The sequence below is a fragment of the Deinococcus terrestris genome (assembly GCF_009377345.1).
GTDB lineage: Bacteria > Deinococcota > Deinococci > Deinococcales > Deinococcaceae > Deinococcus > Deinococcus terrestris.
The window spans coordinates 137,909-156,744 of the sequence record NZ_WBSL01000002.1; the positions used below are offsets into that span (position 1 = coordinate 137,909).

The following is an 18,836-nucleotide window of genomic DNA, read 5'->3' on the forward strand; positions in this document are numbered from 1 at the left end:
GCCAAACGCGGACCACCCCTCCGGTGGTCCGCGTCGCCCGGAAGGCTGGCGCTCAGGCGAGGGAAGCCAGGTCCGTCGCCTGCCTGTCCGCGTGGGGAGCGGCCGTGATCAGCGTGAGGCCCAGCAGCCCCCAGGCCAGGATGGTGTGCGCCTCGAACAGGTAGGGCACCTCCACCCCCAGCGCGCCCTGGATCACCATGATCGGGATGAAGGCGCCCATGAACAGCGGCACGAAGCGCGTCCAGCCCTTGAGCTGCCGGGCAAAGACGGCGGCGATGCCCGCGACCAGGGTCAGGAGCATGCTCAGCGGCCAGGCGACGTCGGTCACCAGGTAGAGGGGGTTTCCGGTCGGCACCTTCAGCAGGTCCATCGCCGTTTGCAAGGTCGCCAGGGTCACGGTGACCGCGAGGACGTTGAGCAGCCAACGTCCCGCCTTGCCCGTTCCGGTGGCGCGCAGATGGCGCAGCCCCAGCACGCCGCACAGCCAGCCCACCGAGAACAGGCCGTACAGCAGTGCGCCGAGGGGGTCGGTGTTCTCGTTGGCGACCTGCTGGAAGCCGTGGCGGGCCGCCTCCAGGGTCATGGCGGGAGCGGTGAGCAGGGTGACGAGGCCGAAGGTCCGCAGGGTCTGTGCGTTCATGGTGTTCCTCCTGTGGGCGGGGCAACTTGCCCGCGCCTCTGAACTGGGGGCACCGTACGGGGGGGAGGATGATGGGCGGATGGCGCCCTGGGCCACGAGCGAACGTTGCGGGGTGCAGCGCAGGCCTAACCCTGCGCCGCGGGGGGGGCGGCCAGGGTTCTGAACCTGAACGGGCTGGTCGGTCACAGGCCTCCCCGAACCGGCCATCATCCGCCCATCATCGCGTCCTGCCTAGATTGGTCACTGTCCAGGCTCAGGGCAATTCACCGGCCCTAAGGACCACGTCAGGCACGTTCCGATGCATTGACGCCCCTGTTCCACGTTCGCGCCCCGTTCTCAAAGGAGTCACCGATGACCAGCCCCACGTCCCAGGCCTTCACGGTTCGTCCCCTCACGCCGCATGAACACCCGGCGGTGGCCCGCATCCTGACCGAGACGCACCCCCACGACCCCATGAGCGTGCAGGATCTTGAGCGGCTGCTGGAAGACCAGGCGCGCTGGGGCTACCGACATGAGGCGCTCGTGGCCGTCCGGAACCCAGGAACCAGCAACGCAGACCGACCGGTGGATGACACGGTGCTGGGCACGGCCCTCTACTTCCAGAATCCGGGGGCCTACCATCCGCACCGCTACGCCCTGCACCTGGCGGTGGGTCCTCAGCATCAGGGCCAGGGCATCGGCGCGGCACTGTGGCGTGAGCTCCTCGCCCGACTGGGCGCCCTCGGGGCTGAGTCGGCCCGCATCCACGCCCGCGAGGACCACCCCGTCGCGCCCGGTTTCCTGGCCCGCCGAGGGGGCGTGCCCGACCACTGGGCCTTTCCCAGCACGCTGGACGTCCCGTCGTTCGACCCGGCACCGTACGCGGCCCTGTTCGCCAACCTTGAGCGGCAGGGCGTCCGGCTGACCACGCTCGCGGCGCTGCGGGCGCAGCACACCCCACACCTCAACGCCCGGCTGTGCGCGCTGATGAACGAGATCCGCACCGACGTGCCCCGGCCGGAACCCGCCCTGCCCTTGACCCAGCAGCTTTTCGACGAGGCGATCCTGGGCGACTTTGGCCTGCTGCCCGACGGGTACGTGGTGGCCGAGCAGGGCGGCACCTTCATCGGACAGAGCACGCTGTTTACCAACGGCGAGGGCGAGGCTCTGTTCACCGGCCTGACGGGCGTGGCGCGTCCCTGGCGGGGCCGGGGTCTTGCCACCGCCATGAAAGTGCGGGTGATTGAGCTCGCCCGCACCCTCGGCGCGGCGCAGATCGTGACCGACAACGCCAGTGACAACGCCGCCATGCTGGCCGTCAACGAACGGCTGGGCTTCGCGCGGCAACCGGCGACGGCCAGTTACCTGGTGCGTTTTCGTTAAATTGGCTTGGCCTCCTTACCCCCACTGGAGCGCGGGCGGCCGGGCCGCCTTGACTCACAGCGCGCTCCAATGTCGGTCCGGCAAGCCGTGCCGCTCGCGCAGCACCCGCGCGGCCTCCCGGTGGGGCCCACCGGCCTCCTGGCCGCGCCGCAGCGCCCACAGGTCGTGCAACCGCGCCTCCCAGGCCACGTTCGGCGCGTCCCGAAGTTGGCTCTCGGCCTCGGCGAGGGGGGCGTCCGCGTCCGCGTTCCGGCCCAGGGCCAGCAGGATCGCGGCCTCTTCCAGGGCACGCAGCGCGGCGAGATGGACAGGAAAGGCACGCCCGTCGCGCACGCGCCGCATCTCGGCCCAGGCGTCGTCCGGTCGACCAGCGAGACGCAGGGTCTTGGCGTGCAGCACCGGGAAGGCGTCCAGCAGCGCGTTGTGTTCGGAGGTGTGGTCGCGCCGCGCCTGTTCGTACAGCGCCTGGGCGAGCCCGAGGTCCCCACCTGACTGCGCGACGACGATCTGCGCGTTCAGCAGCGCGACGCGCTCGCCGTGGTTGGCGTCAAGGCGGCCCAGGTGCGCCGCGCCGCGCGTGGTGGCCTGCCGGGCGGCGTCCACCTCCCCGAGTTCGCACAGCACCCGCGCGAGCTTGGCGAGGCTCGACCCGGCGCGCAGCAGGTCGCCCCGGCGCAGGTGCAGGGCCTCGGCCCGCTCCAGGTGCAGGCTCGCTTCCCGGGGCGCGGTGGCACTCAGCGCCAGCCCCAGCCCCTCCTGGGCCTTGGCCTGCCACTCCAGGGCCTGCGCCTGCTTGCCCAGCTCATCCAGGCGGCGCAGGTGGGTCAGCGTCTCCTCGCGCTGCCCGCGCAGATACGCCACGAGCGCGAGGCCCTCAGTGAGCTGGGCCTCGACCAGCCACGCCTCCCGGCCCTCCTCAGCCGCACGCAGGGCCAGGAGGCCCGCGCGCACCACCGGCCCGATGCGGGCCACGTCCATCGTCCCCTCCAGTCCCCGGTACTCCTGCATGTGGGCGGTCGCCCGCTCCAGCGGCGTGACCGCCCGCTCGTGCAGCGCCCGCACGGCGTCCGCGTGCCGGGGGTCGTCCATGTTCGCCAGCACCTCGGCACGCAGCGCGAGGGCCCCGAAGGCGGCGGCGCGGTCGACCGGGGCGAAGTGCTCGGCCGCCTGGGCGAAGAAGTCGGCCGCCTCACGCTGCCGCGCGGCCTGCCACGCGGCGTGCCCGGCCTTCAGGAACCACGGGGCGGCCTGCGCGGCGTCCCCGCCCAGCATCCAGTGATCCGCCACCCGGGCGGGCGCCCGCCCGGCCGCGCCGAGGGTGCGGGCTGCGGCGCGGTGCAGCAAGCGGCGCACCCCCTCGGGCATGTCGGCGCGCAGGGTTTCGGCCAGCAGGTCGTGGCCGAATCGCTCGCCGACCATCACCTGCGCGGCTTCCAGTTCCTCCCAGGCGGCGGCCACGTCGAGCAGGGGGGCCCGCAGGGTATCGGCCACCAGCTCGAGGTCGAAATCGCTGGCCAGGATCGCTGCGGCGCGGGCGGCCTGGAGGGCGGACGTCGAGAGGCCAGACAAACGCCGGGCGATGATGCCCGATACCCGCCCAGACACCGGGAATGGGCTGTCCCCGGTGCGGTGGCCGCTCTCGATCATGTGTTTGATGGTTTCGAGCACGAACAGCGGAGTGCCGCCCGCGAAGCGCGCGAGCTGTGGGGCGACCTCCACGAGGCCCGGCACCTCCAGGGAGGCGATCAGCGCCTCCGCGTCTGCGGCGGGCAGCGGCTCAAGGTCAATCCATTCGGCCTGCCCCGCCGCCACGTAACCCTCGAACATCGCCCGGTATTCGGCCGAGAGTTCGTCGCCGCGCAGCGTGCACACGATCCACGGCAGCCCACCGGGCCGACCCAGGGGAAAGTGTTCGGACAGCAGCGCAAAGCCCGCGTCGCGCGACGCGGCGTCGGTAAAGTGCGTGTCCTCGTAAGCCACGGCCACCACCTGGCGCATCGCCAGGCCGTAGACGAGGTGAATCGCGGCCACCACCTGCTCGGGCGGCGCCGGGTGGGGCGGCGGCTCCAGCAGCTCCGGCACCAGGGGGTACAGCGCCTGCCTCGCCCAGGGGGGCAGCGCCTCCAAGTCCCTCGGTTCGCCCAGCGTGCGGCGCACCATGCGCGCGGTCGCCGCATACGGGGACTGGGCGTCGCCGGGCCGGGCCTCCAGCCACAGCGCCGTCCCCTTGGAAGCCAGAAAGTCCTGCATCAGCCGCGTTTTCCCGGTGCCCGCCGGCCCCACGAGCAGGATGCACTGTCCGCGTTCCCAGGCCTGCTCCATGCGGGCCCACTCGCGCTCACGGCCCACCAGCACAGGCGGACGCAGCACCGAGAGCGGGATCGTGGGCATCTTGGGCACAGACGGTGCCTCCACCGCTCCCCGGTCGATCAGGCGGGCCAGTTCCCGAGTTTCGGGCAGCGGTTCCACGCCGAGGTTGCGCTCCAGCACGTCCCGGCAGCGGTGGTAGGCCTTCAGGGCCGCCGGACGGTCCCCGGCCAGATACAGCAGGCGCATCAGGCGCCGGTGCGCGTCCTCAGACAGGGGATCGAGGTCGATCAGGTCGCGGGCGAGGCGAATCGCCCCCTCCAAGTCGCCCGCCTCCTCGGCGACAGTGGCGGCATGGGCCAGGCGGCCCGAGCGCGCGAGGTCCAGCCGCTCCCGCCACGCCAGCAGCCATTCGGCGAGATCAGGCTGGTCATCAAAGGCGAGGCCGTCGAGCAAGACGCCTCCGGGCACACTCTCCGGCCCGGACGCCCCCGTCCCACCCCAGGCCCCCACGTCTGATTCGAGCCCACCCCCGAGCGCGACCGCCTCCCCCGCCTGCACGAGGTCGGGATGGTGGCTTTTCGCCACCCGGCGCAGCAGATGGACGAGGTTGTTCCTGGCCGCTGCCTCCGGCGTGTCCGGCCACAGGAGTCCGGCCAGCCGCGAGCGCGACGTGGGCCCCTCCAGCGCGAGGTAGGTCAGCAGGGCGAGGGTCCGCGCCTCACACCGCACCACCTCCCCGGACGGATTCAGGAGGCGCGGTTTGCCGAAGGCCGCCAGGTGCCAGGCTGCGCTGCTCATGATTCTTTAAGATACAACAGCAGTCATTCCACAGAATTAGGGCTCCCGGCCATCCTCGCGGGGCAGGTGGGCCGGGCAGGAACGGGCTTGCATTAGGTGAAAGGTCGTGCAGTCGGAGCGTTAACGGGCGCCACGAGCAGCGCGTCTGGAGGTTGGAAAGCGCCGCCCACCCTGCCCACGGGATGACCCGCGCCCTCTCCGCATCAGCCCCACCCCAAGCAGGAGCGCGAGGCCGGGCAGGGCGAGCCAGGCCCAGACCCCGGCGGACAGGGCGGGCAACAGGGCGGCGCGTCTGCCGTTCGGCGAGTGGTAGACCGTCACCCCGTCGCCGGGCCTGTACCGCGCAGCCTGCGTCCGGGCCCACCCTTCGTCCACCGACGCGACCTCATGCGGCGCGAGGTCATGGCCCACCTGGGTCACCCCGGAGACCGTGTAGCGGTACGTGACGCGGGGCTCGAAGCGCTCGACCAAGAACCTGTTGCCGTCCGCATCCGTCTCGTGGGAGACGCGGCGCTCGACCGTCGAGGACAGGACGATGCCGGGCACGCTCTCCCAGTTCGTGCCACGGGTCAAGTCAAGCAGCGCGGGCACCAGCACTGCTCCTGTGGCAAGGCCCAGCAGCATCAGCGCCAGCCCGACCGACCTCAAGCAATCGTGGCTCATCGCGTCTCCTCCGGGCGGGACAAGGGCGCCCGTCCCTACCGGGCGCCTCGTGGGTCCAGCCAAATACCCCGCCTCAGCGGCGCGGATGCACCATGTCCACCGAGAGCGTCATGCCCGTGCCCGCTGTGTACGTGGGATGGAGCACCGCCTCGGGGCCGTACGCGCCGCCCCGCACCTTCAGCCAGATCGGCCCCTTGCCCGAGATGGAACGCGCCGTGACCTTGTACCGGCCCTGCGGCACCTCGAAGGGGAGCTGGGATTGACGCAGCTTGATCGGCTGCCCCTTCGAGCCGTCAATCAGCGGTCCTGCTGGAGTCAGGGTGAACTCCACGTCCCCCCACTCGGGCATCTCCCCGGCTTCCGACAGGCCCAGGTTGGCGTAGAACAGGGCGCCGTAGTACCCCCCGCCCGGCGACTTGCCCGTGATCTTGAGGGTGAAATTGCGGATGGCACCGTCCTTGCCCAGAAAGGGGGCGGAGTTGTCCACCTCGGGCGTGAGCGTCTGCTGCTCGCCGCCGTACTTCACCACCACGTGGGCCACGGCGGTCCACGAGTTGAGGATGGGCATCCTGGAAAGGTCGAGGTCGTAGCGGCCCTGGGCGTCGGTGGTCGTCCAGACCTCGGAACCGTCGAGCACGGTGTTGTCGGCGCCGACCCGCACACCCGCGAGAGGTTTGCCCTGCGAGTTCTTCACCACGCCAGTCATGTGGAAGGGCCGGGCCTTGGCGGGCGCCGTCCGCGTCTGACTCTGCGCGACGGCGTACGTGTGGGACGACATGGGGGTGAGGGGAATGAGCAACGAAAGGGCGAGGGTCAGGGTTCGCATGGTGTGTCCTCCTGTGGTGAAGCGAAGCTCTTTGCATGTGGCGGCGCAACAAAGCCGTGTCCCGTCACGCACTTCCGTGCGCTCAGGGGTTCTTCAGAAAAAGTTCGAGGGTCTGGCCGTAGTGGCTGTCGTGGGTGAACTCCGCCAGGACGCTCGTCGCCCCGTTCTTCTGCTGGCGCGAGCTGAGCAGGAGCTGCTGCCTCACCCCGTTCAACACCTGGGTCGCACTCACCTTGTAGCGGCCCAGGGGGATGGCCGGGACGCCTACGCCCTCCACGTACTTGCGGGTAAAGGGCGTGGTGTTCCCCGCCGCGTTCGGACCCTCGGGCGTGAAGGTGAACTCCAGGGAGCCGTAGTCGAGTTCGACGTTGGAGTGCTCGGCGTAGGTCTCCACCTTGCCGCTCGGGGCGTTGCTGGCCTTGAAGGTGAAGTTGCGGACCGCGCCCTTCGAGCCGTCAAAGGGCGTGTCGTCGTCCGGCGAGAGGCGCACCTCGAACGGCTGCCCGCCGACCTCCCCCCGCAGGTAGGCGCCCGCGTTCCAGGTGCCGGGCTGCTGGGCGAGGGGGATGCGGTAGCGGCCCTGGGCGTCGGTCTTGCCCACGGCGTTCATGTTGTAGTAGGCGGTGTGGTCGGCGAAGACCTCGACGCCCGCGATGGGGTTGCCCTTGTCGTCTCGCACCACGCCCGTCATGACGTAAGCCCCGGCGTTTGCGCCCGCCTTTCCAGCTCCAGCGGCGGTGACACGCGTGAGGCTCACCGCCGTCTGCTTGCCCCCCGGGGAGATGTTGAACCCGGTGAGGGTGCTGCCCTTCAGGGTGGCCTTGACGGTGTGCACTTCCTTCGCATACGTGTACTTGAAGGTGACGAGGTTCTTGGCGGCGTCCCAGGTGCCCTTGAAAGGAAAGTCAGTCTTGGCGAAGCGCAGGACGCCGGTGACGCTGCTCCCCTGCACGGTAAACCGGGCGTCCAGTTCGTAGAAGCCGTCGAGTTTGCCCTTCCAGGCGCCGCCGAGAGTGCTGGCGGGGGCGGCGAGGGCGGCGGACATGGGGGCGACGGGCAGCACGAGGAGGGCGAGAGACAGCAGTCGGGCGTGGGTCATGGGAGTCTCCAGTTGCGCAGAGCGGGTGCGCTTGAACTGGCCGGATGATGTCGGGGACAGGATGATGGGCGGATGACGCCTCCGGGTGACGGGAAACGCCAGTGTCAGGACCCTCCCGGCCCCGCCAGCGCGGACGTTCTGCCCGGCGCGGCTGGGGGTGTGCGGATATGACCCGCGGGACTCCCTCCTGGCCCTCGGCCACCAGATGCCGAATTCATTGAGGTTCCCGGTCATACGGAACAGCGTCGCCCCTCGACCTGCCCGTCCATCTCCTGAATTCGGCATTTTTCTGTCACTCACTCCGTTCGGGTTCGTCTGCGACTCACCACAGTTTCGTATGAGCCGTCCTCCCGCAGCGCCATCCGCTCATCATTGGCGGCCTTCTACGCTCCGGTCACTGAGGGCGGCCTATCCCCGCCGCCCTTCTCAGGAGGAACGCCATGAAAAACGCGAAGTTGCTGCTGCTCGTCCTGACTCTCACGGCCGTCCCGGTCTGTGGCGGTGCAGGTTCCGCCGTGGCGGCGCAGTCCCGGCCCTCCCCCAGCCCCACGTCCCCCGCCGCGGCTACCCCCAGCGGGACATGGAGCGGCAAACTCGATGGTTGGATTGACGCGGGGGCGACGCTCACCGTGCGGGGCGACCGGGTCACCGGCACCTTCGTCCTGGCCGAAACCCCGTATCCGCTGGAGGGCACCTGGACCGCGGCCTCGCGGCGCCTGACCTTCAGCTTCCGGCGAGCCGCCGGGACGGTCACGGTTCAGGGAACCGTCAAGGACGGCGGCTTTTCCGGGACCTACAGTCTGAACGGTGCCTCGGGGCCGGTCGCGCTGCACCGCGCCGCGAGCACGTCGAATCCTCCGGGCAACGCTGTAAAGCCCGCGCCCTACGTCATGACCGGGGTGGTGCGAAACTCGGCGGGCCAGCCCGTGCCCGCAGTGAAAGTCTTTGCCGATAACACGCTGTACCACAACATGAACGCCCTGGGCACCACCGACGCCCAGGGCCGATACCGCATTGAACTGCCACGCGAAGTTGGCACCTGGCGCCCGGGGGCCTACGTCTCCCACGAGTACGGCGGCGAAACGTGGACGCTGCGGGTCTACGCCGACGAAGAGACCGCCTTCGACGCGAGGACCGGGGCCGTGCGCGACTTCACTTGGCGGCTGACGGGCAAGACCAGTGAGGGCCTTATCGGCGGCACCGTCTGGATTCACCCCCAGTACGGCGGCGTGGACTACGACACGAACGACGTTGAACTGACGCTGACCCCGGACGGCCCGCTCGTCGACGGCAGCGTGGGCAGGGCAATCACTTGAAGGCTCGGCGAGGACTACACCCGCGAGGATGTGCCGCTGGGCCGCTATGTCCTGACTGCGAACCACATCGGCGTGGGCGGCGTGAAGAGGGCGATGCGGGTCAAGTCCAGTTACGACGGCAACAGCAGCCATTACGCGCCCTCCGTCACAGCCCTGTTTCGCAACTCTGCCAAGTACGGCGTGCTCATGGAACTCGACGTGACCCTACTGCCCTGAGTGGCCGCAGTCACCACCCCATCCTGCACCGCACCTTTTCCAGGAGGAACGCCATGAAGAACGCGAAACTGCTGCTGCTGGCCCTCGCCGTCACCACTCTCCCCGCCTGCGGGGGCGGCGCGGCTCCCGGCCAACCCGGCCCCACGCCGCCCGGTCAGGAGCAGCCCGCCCCGACCCCAAGCCCGGCGCCCGCCCCCGGCGCATACACCGTCACGGGCCGCATCCTGACCGAAGGCGGCGAGCCACTGGCGGGGGTGGAGGTCACGGCCACCCACACGGTGTCCTACACCTACGGCACGGCAAAGACCGATGCCCAGGGGAGATACCGCATCGCGCTGCCCCAGACCCTCGGCTCCTGGGACGTGGCCGCCTCCATGACCCTGACCTTCGGTGGACAGGATTTCGACCTGCGCCTGGCCCCCGAGATTGACACGCCGTTTGCCGGGGCCCAGGGCGCGGTGCGCGACTTCGTCTACCGCGCCGAGGACGCCCCCAGGGGCAAGGTGTTTGACTACATCAGTAACTCGGATGTGGAGATTGACTACGGCACCCTGGAGGTGACCTTCACGCCCGACGGCCCGAATGCGGCGAAAAGCACCGAGACGGTGACCATCAAGTATCCCTATGGCTATGGCCTGCCGGACTTGCCCCTGGGTCAGTACTACGTGACCGCCAGCCAGATGCGCGGCGGCGTGAAAGAGCAGCTGCTGATCGCCACGCGCGACAATCCCAACTTCACCCCCCGCGCCCTGGCCCGCTTCCTGCCGGACAGCCACTACGGACCCACGCTGGAACTGTTCTGGAAGAACCCCTGAGCTTTCGCGCCCCGGCCAGCCACACCTCCCCCGTGGCTGGCCGGGCCTTTTCTTCCTTATGCCCCGTCCGGCGGTCTCCGCCCACCATCCGGCCATCATCCCCCCTGCGTCACCCTGCGGCCATGAACAGAGGAGCCCATCTGCTTTCCCTCGCCGCCCTCCTCCTCGCCCCCTCCGCCCTCGCCGCCGGGTCCTGGGTGTCCCTCAGCGACCAGACCATCCTGGGTCCCGAGGCCGAGATGCGGAAACAGGTCGGCGAACTTCGCACCGACGCCTGCAAGCCCGCCGTGCGCGACTACAAGACGCCGGGCCTGCCCCCGGGCGGCGGACTCGACATTGACGCCGCGATCAAGTCGCTCGAAGACATGCTGAAGACGATGGCGCCCGGCGCTCAGGGCCGCGAGGCGGTCGAGCAGTCCCTGAAGCGGCTGCGCGAACAGAAGGAAAAGGGCACCAAGGTCCTGCCCCTTCCCGTTCGCCGCGAACAGGGCGCGATGACCTTTGAGGCGGCCATCAAGACGGCGGAGACCCTGGTGGGGGCGCCGGGCCGGAAGGCGACGGGCGGCACCTCGTCCGACGTGGCCGCGGCCCTGGCGGCGAAGAGTCCCCGGGCCGCCCTCGCCCTGCTGCTCGCCGGGCACCGCGCGAAGCCGAAGGACGCGATGACCCTGGTGAACCTCGCGGGCGTGCTGACGCTGGCGGGATTGCCGCGCGAGGCCATCGCCGTGCTCGACCGGGCGGCGGAACTGGGCGGCAAGCTGCCCGCGCCCGGCGGCGTGCCCGGAGAGGCCATCGCCCTGACGAACCGGGGGCACGCCTTCCTGGGCCTGGGACGCTGGAGCGAGGCGCAGATTCCCCTCAAGCAGGCCCTCGCGCTCGCCCCCGACCTGTCCGAGGCCCGCATGAACCTTTCCAAGGCCCTGCTGTGCTCCGGCGACGTGACCGGAGCGACGCGCGAACTGCGGACGGCCCTGCGGCGAACGGTGGCCCCCGAGAGCAGCGACCTCATCCTCACCGAGGACACGCCGGGCACGCACGGCGACGCCCTCAAGCCCCGTGAGCAGGCGTCCACCCGGCGTTCGGCGGGAACCATGTTCGACCTGTCGCGCGGCGCGACCTTCGATCTGCCGCAGCTCAAACTGCCGCGCGACCGCCGCGAGGCGATCTCGCTGCACCCCAAGTACGAGGCGCTGGAGCGTGAGGGGCGCGGAGTGCTGAACGGCTTGCAGGCCCGCGCGACCGCCGTGAATCTTTCCCAGGTGCTCGATCCCGGCGAGCGGCGCTGGTTCGAGCGGGTCAACGGCGCCATCACCACCTCGGTCTACGAGCCCGAGGTCTGGCCTGCGTACCAGTCCGCCTACGCGGCGCACTACGCCCTGAACAAGGCGTTTCGCCCCCTCGCCGACACGCGCAACGCGACCATCGAGGCAGGGATGAAGGCGTTGCCCTCGCCGCACACCTGCGAGGACGTGGACAAGGTATACGACGACGCCTACCAGACGTACATGGACGCCCTGCGCCCCTACGTGAGGGCCCAGGAGCAGGCGATGGCCCGCTTCGTGTCGGCCCGCGTGCGGTTCGAGACGGCGCTCGCCGCCAACCTCCCCGATCCGCAGGTGCGAGCGGCCAAACGCGCCGCCATCGAGGCGTCCGCCAAGTCGTCCTTTTACGGCCCCGTCGTGTACGGTGCGATCCTCATCAGCGACGTGTTTCCCCTCGTCTGCAACAAGAAGGTGCCGGACGTGCCCCTCGACCTCGCCGCGCTCCCGACCCTCGACCTGGACCCCTGCGGCGGCGCCCTGTCCAGCATGAAGCTCAAGTCCAAGGTACCCTCGGCGGCCCTGAAGGGCGCGGGGCTGGGCCTGAGCTGGTCGCTGAGCTGCAAGAAGATCGATATCGAACTCTCGACCTCGTCGCTGATGGACGCCAAGTGGCTCGGGGGCTTCGCCTCGGCCAGCCTCGATTGGAACGGCAACGCCACCCTGTTCACGGGGGTGAAGGCCGAACTCAAGCTGCCGAGCGGCGCACCCGCCACGGGTGGCCTCGGGGCGAAGGAAGGCGTGTACATCAAGTTCGGCCAAGGCGGCATTCAGGACGCCGGGATGCGCGTGGAACTCAAGGGATCGCTGGGCGCCGGACCGGACGCTTCCACCGGGCTGTGGGAGGGCAAGATCGAGCAGGAGTTCGGCGTGGCGGCGGCGGTGGCGTACTGGCGCGAACGCTGAGGGGAAGCAGGACTGGGGAGGCCCCCTGTCCCGAGGCCTCCCCAGTCCTGCCCACCATGCCGCCATCATCCCCATTTTTCTACGGTGGGCGCAGTTCAAAGGCCGCACCGGCCCACAGGAGAACCCCATGAACCAGACCGCTACCCGCCGCTTCCTTCCCCTTCTCGCCGCCCTGACGCTCGCCGGAGCCGCGCACGCCACCGTCCCCACCCGCGCCGTGCAGGGAACCACCCAACTGGACGGCGTGGCCGCAAAGTTCGGCGAAACCTTCACCCTGGGCAAACAGAGCCCGCTGAACTTCACGCTCTTGAAGGCCGAGTACAGCGTGGGCCGCGTCGTGATCGGCAACACGGTGTACTTCCCCAAGGCCGCCGAGAAGCTCCTCATCCTGCACTACACCGTCCACAACCCGCAGAAAGCGGAGGTGCGCTATTACTGGCCGGAGGTGCGCTTCACGGCGGTAGACGCCCAGGACCGCAACTCCCCCTCTGTGCAGGCGGTGGCACGTGACGGCACGGGCGAGAGCCTGGAGGTGCGGCTCAAGCCCGCCCAGAAGATCAACGTGATGACGGTGATCCGCGTCCCGGCGGCAGGCGTGGTGCCCAAGCTGATGGTCCAGCGTGAGGCCGCCCTGCTGCGCTACGACCTGCGCGGTCAGGTGACGCCCCTTGCCAGGGGGATTGCCGATCCTGCCGACACCAGCGGCGCGACGCCGCTCACCCAGGTGCCCACCGCCCCGAACACCTTCAGCCCCCTGGAACGCTTCGACGTGCGCCTCGACGAGGTGAAATTTACGGGGGAGGCGCTAGGCGGCAAAGCGCCCCCCACGGGTCAGCGGTACCTCAGCGCCGTCTTCACGATCCGCAACATGGAGCCGGGCGGCGGCCGCTACCTCTGGTCGGACTTCAAGCCGGTGCTCAAGGATGCTGACGGCGAGCGCATGGAGTACAACCAGACCATGCTCAAGGCCAGCCGCGACGAGAAGGCGGGCGGCACGCTCACGGCGGGCGAGGAAGCCCGCGTGCGTTTCTTCTTCGCCCTTCCGGCAAACGTGAACGCGCAGAGCCTCATGTTGACCGACGGCTCCGGGCGGGCCTACGTGTACGACCTGAGCGGCGTGCGCTGAGGGTGGAGCACAAAGCCCAACAGGGAGGGGGCGGCCGTCCCTCCTGATCATGACCCCAACGGAGGCGAGGAGAGCGCCTTTTTTCCTGCCATAGCCGCCACAGCGGCAGCGCCTAGGCCCACCGCTCCGCACAGCCCCGCGTGAAGGGGTGAGCGAGAGAAGCACGGCGCGGAGGCGGAGGTCGGTGGCGGGCACCGAGGGAGAGGCTTCCGAGTTCTCCGGCGACCAGCAGAGCCACCACCTTTGCGTTCTTGCTCAAAAAGGCCGTCCGGTGATGGGAAAAGCTTGGAAAAAGGGGAATGACGGGTGGAGGCTCTTCCGTCACAGCCTCTCGCACCACTGGAGAGGGCCACCCCCCAGAAGAAGCGGGGCCGGGAAAGGCATCTCCCTTCCCGGCCAGCTCCTGAACCCGCCGCTCAGTACAGCTTGTCCCCGAAGTCGCCGTACTCCTCCAGGTAGGCGTCCAGCCACGCCGTGAAGTTGGCCTTGGTATAGCCGCCCGCGAGCAGGTAGGAGGCGTCGAGGTATACCCCGTCCTCCCCCTCGTAGGCCTGGCTGTACCACTCGGCGTTCCAGTCCGCCAAGACTTTGGCGAGCCCACTCCGGTCCTTGGGGAACTCGAAGCCGTTGCTGGCCGTCACGCGGCGGCACATCCCGTCCTTGCAGCCGCTGAAGTAGAGATATACGTCGTCGCCCTTCACCTTGAGGGCAATGGAAGGCTGGGTCTTGCTGTCACCGGGACGCAGTTGTGGCTTGTACCCCCCCTCACTGAGGACCTTGACCAGGGAAGCGGGCTTGGCATCGAGCACGTCCGCGGTGGCGGCGCGGGCCGGGGTCAGGGCGGCGAGTGAGAGGGCGGCGAGGAGCAGCAGGGGGTTCTTTTTCATGCCCGCAGTGTGCCGGGGAGGGGATGATTGGAGGATGACGCAGGCCGGGCCGGAGCACGCGGGGGCCGTTCTGCCCTTGCGGGGGCGATCTAGCGGCTGACATGGAGCAGGAGCTGCTGGCGCTCGGCGTCCTGGAAGCCCACCGACGAGTACACCCGTTTGGCGACGTAGTGCTCGTCCGCCACGATCACCAGCCGCTCGGCCCCGAAGTGCGCGCGGGCATGTTCCCCGGCGAAGAAGGTCAGGGAGCCGCACAGCCCCTGCCGCCGGTACGCCGGGTCGGTGCCGACGCTCTGGTACCGCAGGAGCCCCTCGCCGTCCGAGAACACGCCCAGGTCCGCGACCAGCCGCCCGTCCAGAAAGGCCCCGTACCAGAAGCCCTGCCCCGCGCGGCACATCTCGCGCAGCCCACGCAACTGGCCCTCCTTGAAGCGGCGGTAGCGGTCCTCGTCGTAGCCGTCCTCCCGGCTGGCAATCTGGTTTCCCAGGGCCTGTGCCCACTCCTCGTCGGTGTCGGCCAGGGGGCGATACTCGGCGCGGGTGTTGGGCTGAGGCGGGGGGCGCAGCCGGGGGGCCGCCATCACGACGTTCTCCTCCAAGTGGTAGCCCGCCCGCAGGAACTGGGTCCAATCGGCCTTCCCCTCGGCCGGAACGTCCCAGCCGAACAGGCGGTGCGGGGTCTCGGGCGGCTGGCCGATGTGGCGGGCGAACAAGGTTTCCCAGTGGGGCAGGTCCCCCGGCTGCGGCGGTCGGCGAAAGATCAGCAGGTTGCCGAAGTAGTGGCTGGGGCTGTGGGGGTTGGCGACCGCGACCGCCTCGCCGAGGTCGGTGACGCGGCCCCGGGAGCGGGCAAAGATCAGGTCGGTGCGGTAGCCCAGGGAACGCAGGTGCATGGTGAGTTCTCCTTTGGGGGAAAGAATGCCAGGGTCAGGGGAGCCAGGTTGGCAGGCGAGTCACTGGGACTGCCCGGTCCGGCGCCAGATGAAGTGGCGCACCGCCCCCTGGTCCCCGGGAAAGGCCGCGCCATTGTCCGCGTGCAGCCAGGGCTCCCAAGCCTCGCCGCCGGAGGTCCGCTGCACGGAGGCGCCAGCACGCCACGTTCCCACCTCGCGGGGCCGCGTGATGCGGTGGCAGCCCCACGCGTCGGTCTTGCCGAGGGCGTTCGTGGTGGAGTAGAGGGTGTTATCCGCAAAGACCTGGACTCCGGTAAGGGGCTGTCCGGCGCTGTCCTTCACCACGCCGGGCATGACGTCGGACGTGACCCGGGCCTGGCCCTGGGGACGGCACTTGCCCGCTGGGGCCGGACGGGAGCGGCCTGGTTTCTCAGGACGGCAGTGCCCACCCGTTGCCCGCCTTCAGGGTGAGGTTGACCGAGACCCTGTCTGCGGCCCACCGGGAGAGCTGCCCGTTTGAGAGGAGCCAGGTGACTTGGACGGGACAGGCCGTGCCACCGAGGGCGAGGGTGCCGGGGACCTTTGCGCCGGACCGCTTGAGGTTGGCCGTCACGTCGATCCAATCGAACTTGCCGGTCCAGGCCCCGCTGAGCATGTCGCGCTGTGTGACCTGAGCGGCGGGTTCGACCGAGACAATCTGCCCGTCCCGGCGGAGAGGGTGGCGGTTCGCAGGTGGGTCATAGGCATTCTCCCATCAAGTGAGGTGGGTCCGTGCGCGACCATCTTGCGAATTCACCGGCGAATCAGTTCGCCATACAGGTGGTCAATGCAGTCGTCGACGCTGGCGAAGTACCGCCGATCTCCCAGCGTACCCTCCTTGATAGAAGCCCGCCAGGCGGACCCGGTCGGAAGATCCCCGGGCTCATGCCAGATGCGCAGGACATACACCCGTCCCGGAGACGGTGGGTGAGTGGCGGGGGGCACTTCGGGTTCCTGAAACATGGCAACTCCTTGCCGGGCACCGTAGCGAACCCAGGATGATGGCCCGATGGTGTGCATCCGTGCTGCGGTGCCCTGTGAGAGCAAGGAAGTTCGCCGGGGCCGTCATCGCGAAGTGTTGTGGCAAGTTGCTGAGGTGGGGTGACGCGGTGCTGAGCGGCCAGAAGCTTCCTGTATGTCGGTTTCCCGTGGTCGTCATCGGTTACGCCGTGTGGCTCTACCACCGGTTTACCCTCAGCTACCGGGATGTTGAAAAACTCCTGCCGGAACGTGGGATCTGCGTTACCCGTGAAGCCGTCCGGGCCTGTGCATCAAGTTCAGCGGGCTTTTTACTCATGGTCTGCGCCACTGAGAATCCCGGCGGGGTTCTCGGTCGCACCTTGACGTTACGGCACGTGGACGTTGGCGGTATTAAATACTGGCTGCGGCAGGCAGTGGATGAACACGAAGCTGCGCTGAACGTCTCTTTACAGGAACACCGCGATACCAAAGCTGCTACACCGTTCTTCGAGCGCCTGCTGGGGAAATACGACACGCTGGAGGCCATCTACACGGCAAAGCTGTGGAGCGATCGTGCGGCCATCCGGGAACCTTCTGTGCTCCGCGTCGTGGAGCACGTCCAAGTCGCCTCGACCACGCGCTGCAACACTCTCGTCGAGCAGTCGCACCGCTCGACCCGGCGACAAGACCGGCACCCCTGAACTTCAAGCGACGACGGACTCCGGAGTTCCTGGCCCTGCACGCCCGCGTCTCGAGCCTCCACCAGCACATACACACCACCGTGCCCGCTCCAGTCCGACGAAGCAACCAGACCGCAGCGCTTCTCCCGTGGCGAGAGGCGATGCAGCACATGGCTCGACTCTTAAGCCGTCTGCTGCGCTAAGTGGCCCCGCTGAGGTTAAGTGGCCAGAACCCCCACGGGTGTGGGGATGGTTCAACTGCCTGGCACGCTTGCCCGCATGGGCCTGACGGCAGCTCTCTGACCCCTATCTGGCCGCCGAACTGTTGCGGCGCTCGTCGGCCTGGCGGCGCTGGCTGGCGAGGTGCAGGAGAGCGCGGGCCGAGCGGGCGTCGCGCGGCCACAACGCGGTGCCCACGCTGACGCCGGGCAACTCGAGTCCAGCGTCCCGCGCCGCACTCAGGGCGCGGGCGGGCGCCTCGCGGGCCTGGCGCTCGGCCGTCTCCCGGTCGCCTTCCGGGGAGGCTGACAGCAGCAGGGCGAAGTGGACGCCGTCAAGGCGGTAGGCGCGGTCCCCGTCCGTCAGTCCACGGCCCAGCGCTTCCGCACACCGCGCCAACAGGACGTCGCCCTCGACATGACCCAGCGCTCCATTGAGAGCCGCGAAATCCGTGAACGCGCAGCGCACCAAGGCGAACGGCTCTTCCCCGGCCACCCGCGCGTCGAGATCGCGCTCGAAGGAACGGCGGCCTGGCAATCCCGTCAGGGCGTCGAAGGTCGCCTCGCGCTGGGCGGCGTCCAGCGCGGCTTTGCGGCGCACACCGGCCACCACGCAGCGGCCCACCGTTTCCAGCAGGACGCGGTCCGCAGCGGCCCAGGCCAGCGGGCGGGTCCGCACGGCGAGGAGGTGGGAGGGCTGATCGCCGGAGCTTCCCAGCGGGACCTGCGCCGCCACGCACACTCCGGCCTCCAGGAGGTCCGGCCGCGTGCGGGCGAGCGCGGCCGGGGTGTCCAGAAAATGCACGGCGTCGCCGCTGGGGTCTGTTCCGCGAGGAGACGGCTGGGTCAGCCGCTCCGCAAGTTGAGGATTCAGCCCCGGCGCCTGCCAGACGGTGCGGGTGTGCCACGTGTCGCCGTCTGTGGTGACCAGCCCGGCCCAGCCGAGGTCCGTCACGTCCGCGACGAGGGCGGCGGCGTGTTCGGCCAGCTCCTGCGGAAGCAGGTCAAGGTCGGCGAGCTCGAAGATGGCCAGCAATGTCTCGCTGTGGCGGGTCACCCGGCGAAGGTCATGCATCAGGCGGTCGCGGGCGCGGACTTCACGTTCCAGCTCGGCTGCCACCCGCCGCAGTTCCAGTTCGTCGACGGCCAGGGCCGCGAGATTCTGGAGGGCCTCGCGCTCGGCGGTGCTGGCCCCCCCACGCGGCTGCGTGTCCAGCACGCAGAGGGTCCCGATGTTGTGGCCGGACGGCGTGGTCAGGGGCGCTCCGGCGTAGAAACGGTACCCCCCCGGCGCCGTGACCAGCGGATTGTCCACGAAGCGAGGGTCCTGCTGCAGATCTGGAACCACCAGCACGCCAGGCTGCATCACGGTGTAGCTGCAAAACGACACCTGCCGGTCCAGCACCCGCAGGTCGACGCCCACGCACGCCTGACACCGGGCGCTGTCCTCGGCCACAAAGTTGATCAGCGCGATGGGTGCCTGAAAAAACTGGGCAGCCAGCGTAGCCAGCCGGGCGAAGGCTTCAGCAGGAAGGTCATCCAGCACCGCATAACGGGCCAGGGCTTCCAGGCGCACGAATTCCTCTGCAGGAAGGATGGGAGACATGCCCGGCCACTGTAGGACACGGGCTGTCACGTCCTCCTCACAGAGAACCTAGAAAAACCATGACGACAGGCGGCCAGAAAGGGCCGCTCACCCGGTCGCCCTCTCATGCCTTCTCGAATCGGGAAAGCACCGACAGGGGAAGGTCCTCTCCGGCGAC

General features: G+C 69.3%; 16 protein-coding genes and 1 pseudogene. 7 read left to right on the plus strand and 10 right to left on the minus strand.

The window, feature by feature from the left end:
- Nucleotides 1-52: 52 nt before the first annotated feature.
- Nucleotides 53-640 carry a hypothetical protein gene (locus F8S09_RS06790; RefSeq protein ID WP_152870443.1) on the minus strand — a complete coding sequence of 196 codons (588 nt, stop codon included), beginning with the start codon at nucleotides 638-640 and terminating at the stop codon, nucleotides 53-55.
- 351 nt (nucleotides 641-991) lie between these two features.
- Here F8S09_RS06790 and F8S09_RS06795 point away from each other — a divergent pair, with 351 nt between their 5' ends.
- The gene (locus tag F8S09_RS06795) at nucleotides 992-2,002 is read left to right on the plus strand and encodes a GNAT family N-acetyltransferase (RefSeq protein WP_152870445.1); all 1,011 of its coding nucleotides are present in this window, start codon (nucleotides 992-994) and stop codon (nucleotides 2,000-2,002) included.
- A 54-nt stretch (nucleotides 2,003-2,056) separates the two neighbouring features.
- Here F8S09_RS06795 and F8S09_RS18135 read toward each other — a convergent pair whose 3' ends face one another.
- The 4 genes from F8S09_RS18135 to F8S09_RS06815 all read right to left on the minus strand — a co-directional run bounded on the left by F8S09_RS18135 (nucleotide 2,057) and on the right by F8S09_RS06815 (nucleotide 7,698).
- Complete coding sequence (locus F8S09_RS18135; protein WP_152870447.1) at nucleotides 2,057-5,110, minus strand: BTAD domain-containing putative transcriptional regulator; 3,054 nt, start codon at nucleotides 5,108-5,110, stop codon at nucleotides 2,057-2,059.
- Nucleotides 5,111-5,230: 120 nt separating this feature from the next.
- The gene (locus F8S09_RS06805) at nucleotides 5,231-5,773 is read right to left on the minus strand and encodes a DUF3592 domain-containing protein (RefSeq protein WP_152870449.1); all 543 of its coding nucleotides are present in this window, start codon (nucleotides 5,771-5,773) and stop codon (nucleotides 5,231-5,233) included.
- Between the two features lie 73 nt (nucleotides 5,774-5,846).
- Nucleotides 5,847-6,599 carry a carboxypeptidase regulatory-like domain-containing protein gene (locus F8S09_RS06810; protein ID WP_152870451.1) on the minus strand — a complete coding sequence of 251 codons (753 nt, stop codon included), beginning with the start codon at nucleotides 6,597-6,599 and terminating at the stop codon, nucleotides 5,847-5,849.
- Between the two features lie 82 nt (nucleotides 6,600-6,681).
- Nucleotides 6,682-7,698: a hypothetical protein gene (locus tag F8S09_RS06815; RefSeq protein ID WP_152870453.1), complete on the minus strand. Its 1,017-nt coding sequence runs from the start codon at nucleotides 7,696-7,698 to the stop codon at nucleotides 6,682-6,684.
- A gap of 440 nt (nucleotides 7,699-8,138) precedes the next feature.
- Here F8S09_RS06815 and F8S09_RS06820 point away from each other — a divergent pair, with 440 nt between their 5' ends.
- The 5 genes from F8S09_RS06820 to F8S09_RS06835 all read left to right on the plus strand — a co-directional run bounded on the left by F8S09_RS06820 (nucleotide 8,139) and on the right by F8S09_RS06835 (nucleotide 13,396).
- Nucleotides 8,139-9,014 (plus strand): hypothetical protein, encoded by an 876-nt coding sequence (locus F8S09_RS06820; RefSeq protein WP_152870455.1) that lies wholly within the window; start codon nucleotides 8,139-8,141, stop codon nucleotides 9,012-9,014.
- Between the two features lie 81 nt (nucleotides 9,015-9,095).
- Nucleotides 9,096-9,230 carry a hypothetical protein gene (locus F8S09_RS18140; protein ID WP_265468997.1) on the plus strand — a complete coding sequence of 45 codons (135 nt, stop codon included), beginning with the start codon at nucleotides 9,096-9,098 and terminating at the stop codon, nucleotides 9,228-9,230.
- A 53-nt stretch (nucleotides 9,231-9,283) separates the two neighbouring features.
- The gene (locus F8S09_RS06825) at nucleotides 9,284-10,045 is read left to right on the plus strand and encodes a carboxypeptidase-like regulatory domain-containing protein (protein ID WP_152870457.1); all 762 of its coding nucleotides are present in this window, start codon (nucleotides 9,284-9,286) and stop codon (nucleotides 10,043-10,045) included.
- Nucleotides 10,046-10,167: 122 nt separating this feature from the next.
- Nucleotides 10,168-12,270 (plus strand): tetratricopeptide repeat protein, encoded by a 2,103-nt coding sequence (locus tag F8S09_RS06830; RefSeq protein ID WP_152870459.1) that lies wholly within the window; start codon nucleotides 10,168-10,170, stop codon nucleotides 12,268-12,270.
- A 127-nt stretch (nucleotides 12,271-12,397) separates the two neighbouring features.
- Complete coding sequence (locus tag F8S09_RS06835) at nucleotides 12,398-13,396, plus strand: hypothetical protein (protein ID WP_152870461.1); 999 nt, start codon at nucleotides 12,398-12,400, stop codon at nucleotides 13,394-13,396.
- 416 nt (nucleotides 13,397-13,812) lie between these two features.
- On the opposite strand, the gene F8S09_RS06840 is transcribed toward F8S09_RS06835, so the two are convergent.
- From F8S09_RS06840 to F8S09_RS06855, 4 genes are all read right to left on the minus strand, one after another.
- Nucleotides 13,813-14,283, minus strand: a complete 471-nt coding sequence (locus F8S09_RS06840; protein ID WP_152870463.1) for a YbjN domain-containing protein — start codon at nucleotides 14,281-14,283, stop codon at nucleotides 13,813-13,815.
- Nucleotides 14,284-14,372: 89 nt separating this feature from the next.
- On the minus strand, nucleotides 14,373-15,176 hold the full coding sequence (locus F8S09_RS06845; protein WP_152870465.1) for a GNAT family N-acetyltransferase: 804 nt from the start codon (nucleotides 15,174-15,176) through the stop codon (nucleotides 14,373-14,375).
- 60 nt (nucleotides 15,177-15,236) lie between these two features.
- Complete coding sequence (locus tag F8S09_RS06850) at nucleotides 15,237-15,530, minus strand: hypothetical protein (protein ID WP_152870467.1); 294 nt, start codon at nucleotides 15,528-15,530, stop codon at nucleotides 15,237-15,239.
- 76 nt (nucleotides 15,531-15,606) lie between these two features.
- Nucleotides 15,607-15,831: a hypothetical protein gene (locus F8S09_RS06855; protein ID WP_152870469.1), complete on the minus strand. Its 225-nt coding sequence runs from the start codon at nucleotides 15,829-15,831 to the stop codon at nucleotides 15,607-15,609.
- A gap of 496 nt (nucleotides 15,832-16,327) precedes the next feature.
- Here F8S09_RS06855 and F8S09_RS06865 point away from each other — a divergent pair.
- Nucleotides 16,328-17,058: pseudogene (locus F8S09_RS06865) on the plus strand (IS6 family transposase).
- A gap of 103 nt (nucleotides 17,059-17,161) precedes the next feature.
- On the opposite strand, the gene F8S09_RS06870 reads toward F8S09_RS06865, so the two are convergent.
- The gene (locus F8S09_RS06870) at nucleotides 17,162-18,679 is read right to left on the minus strand and encodes a sensor domain-containing diguanylate cyclase (RefSeq protein ID WP_152870473.1); all 1,518 of its coding nucleotides are present in this window, start codon (nucleotides 18,677-18,679) and stop codon (nucleotides 17,162-17,164) included.
- Nucleotides 18,680-18,836: the final 157 nt, after the last annotated feature.

Excerpts from the sequence above, each read along its gene's own strand:
- F8S09_RS06790 (WP_152870443.1), bottom strand. The coding sequence starts at position 640 with ATGAACGCACAGACCCTGCGGACCTTCGGCCTCGTCACCCTGCTCACC.
- F8S09_RS06795 (WP_152870445.1), top strand. The coding sequence starts at position 992 with ATGACCAGCCCCACGTCCCAGGCCTTCACGGTTCGTCCCCTCACGCCG.
- F8S09_RS18135 (WP_152870447.1), bottom strand. The coding sequence starts at position 5,110 with ATGAGCAGCGCAGCCTGGCACCTGGCGGCCTTCGGCAAACCGCGCCTC.
- F8S09_RS06805 (WP_152870449.1), bottom strand. The coding sequence starts at position 5,773 with ATGAGCCACGATTGCTTGAGGTCGGTCGGGCTGGCGCTGATGCTGCTG.
- F8S09_RS06810 (WP_152870451.1), bottom strand. The coding sequence starts at position 6,599 with ATGCGAACCCTGACCCTCGCCCTTTCGTTGCTCATTCCCCTCACCCCC.
- F8S09_RS06815 (WP_152870453.1), bottom strand. The coding sequence starts at position 7,698 with ATGACCCACGCCCGACTGCTGTCTCTCGCCCTCCTCGTGCTGCCCGTC.
- F8S09_RS06820 (WP_152870455.1), top strand. The coding sequence starts at position 8,139 with ATGAAAAACGCGAAGTTGCTGCTGCTCGTCCTGACTCTCACGGCCGTC.
- F8S09_RS06825 (WP_152870457.1), top strand. The coding sequence starts at position 9,284 with ATGAAGAACGCGAAACTGCTGCTGCTGGCCCTCGCCGTCACCACTCTC.
- F8S09_RS06830 (WP_152870459.1), top strand. The coding sequence starts at position 10,168 with ATGAACAGAGGAGCCCATCTGCTTTCCCTCGCCGCCCTCCTCCTCGCC.
- F8S09_RS06835 (WP_152870461.1), top strand. The coding sequence starts at position 12,398 with ATGAACCAGACCGCTACCCGCCGCTTCCTTCCCCTTCTCGCCGCCCTG.
- F8S09_RS06840 (WP_152870463.1), bottom strand. The coding sequence starts at position 14,283 with ATGAAAAAGAACCCCCTGCTGCTCCTCGCCGCCCTCTCACTCGCCGCC.
- F8S09_RS06845 (WP_152870465.1), bottom strand. The coding sequence starts at position 15,176 with ATGCACCTGCGTTCCCTGGGCTACCGCACCGACCTGATCTTTGCCCGC.
- F8S09_RS06850 (WP_152870467.1), bottom strand. The coding sequence starts at position 15,530 with ATGCCCGGCGTGGTGAAGGACAGCGCCGGACAGCCCCTTACCGGAGTC.
- F8S09_RS06855 (WP_152870469.1), bottom strand. The coding sequence starts at position 15,831 with ATGCTCAGCGGGGCCTGGACCGGCAAGTTCGATTGGATCGACGTGACG.
- F8S09_RS06870 (WP_152870473.1), bottom strand. The coding sequence starts at position 18,679 with ATGTCTCCCATCCTTCCTGCAGAGGAATTCGTGCGCCTGGAAGCCCTG.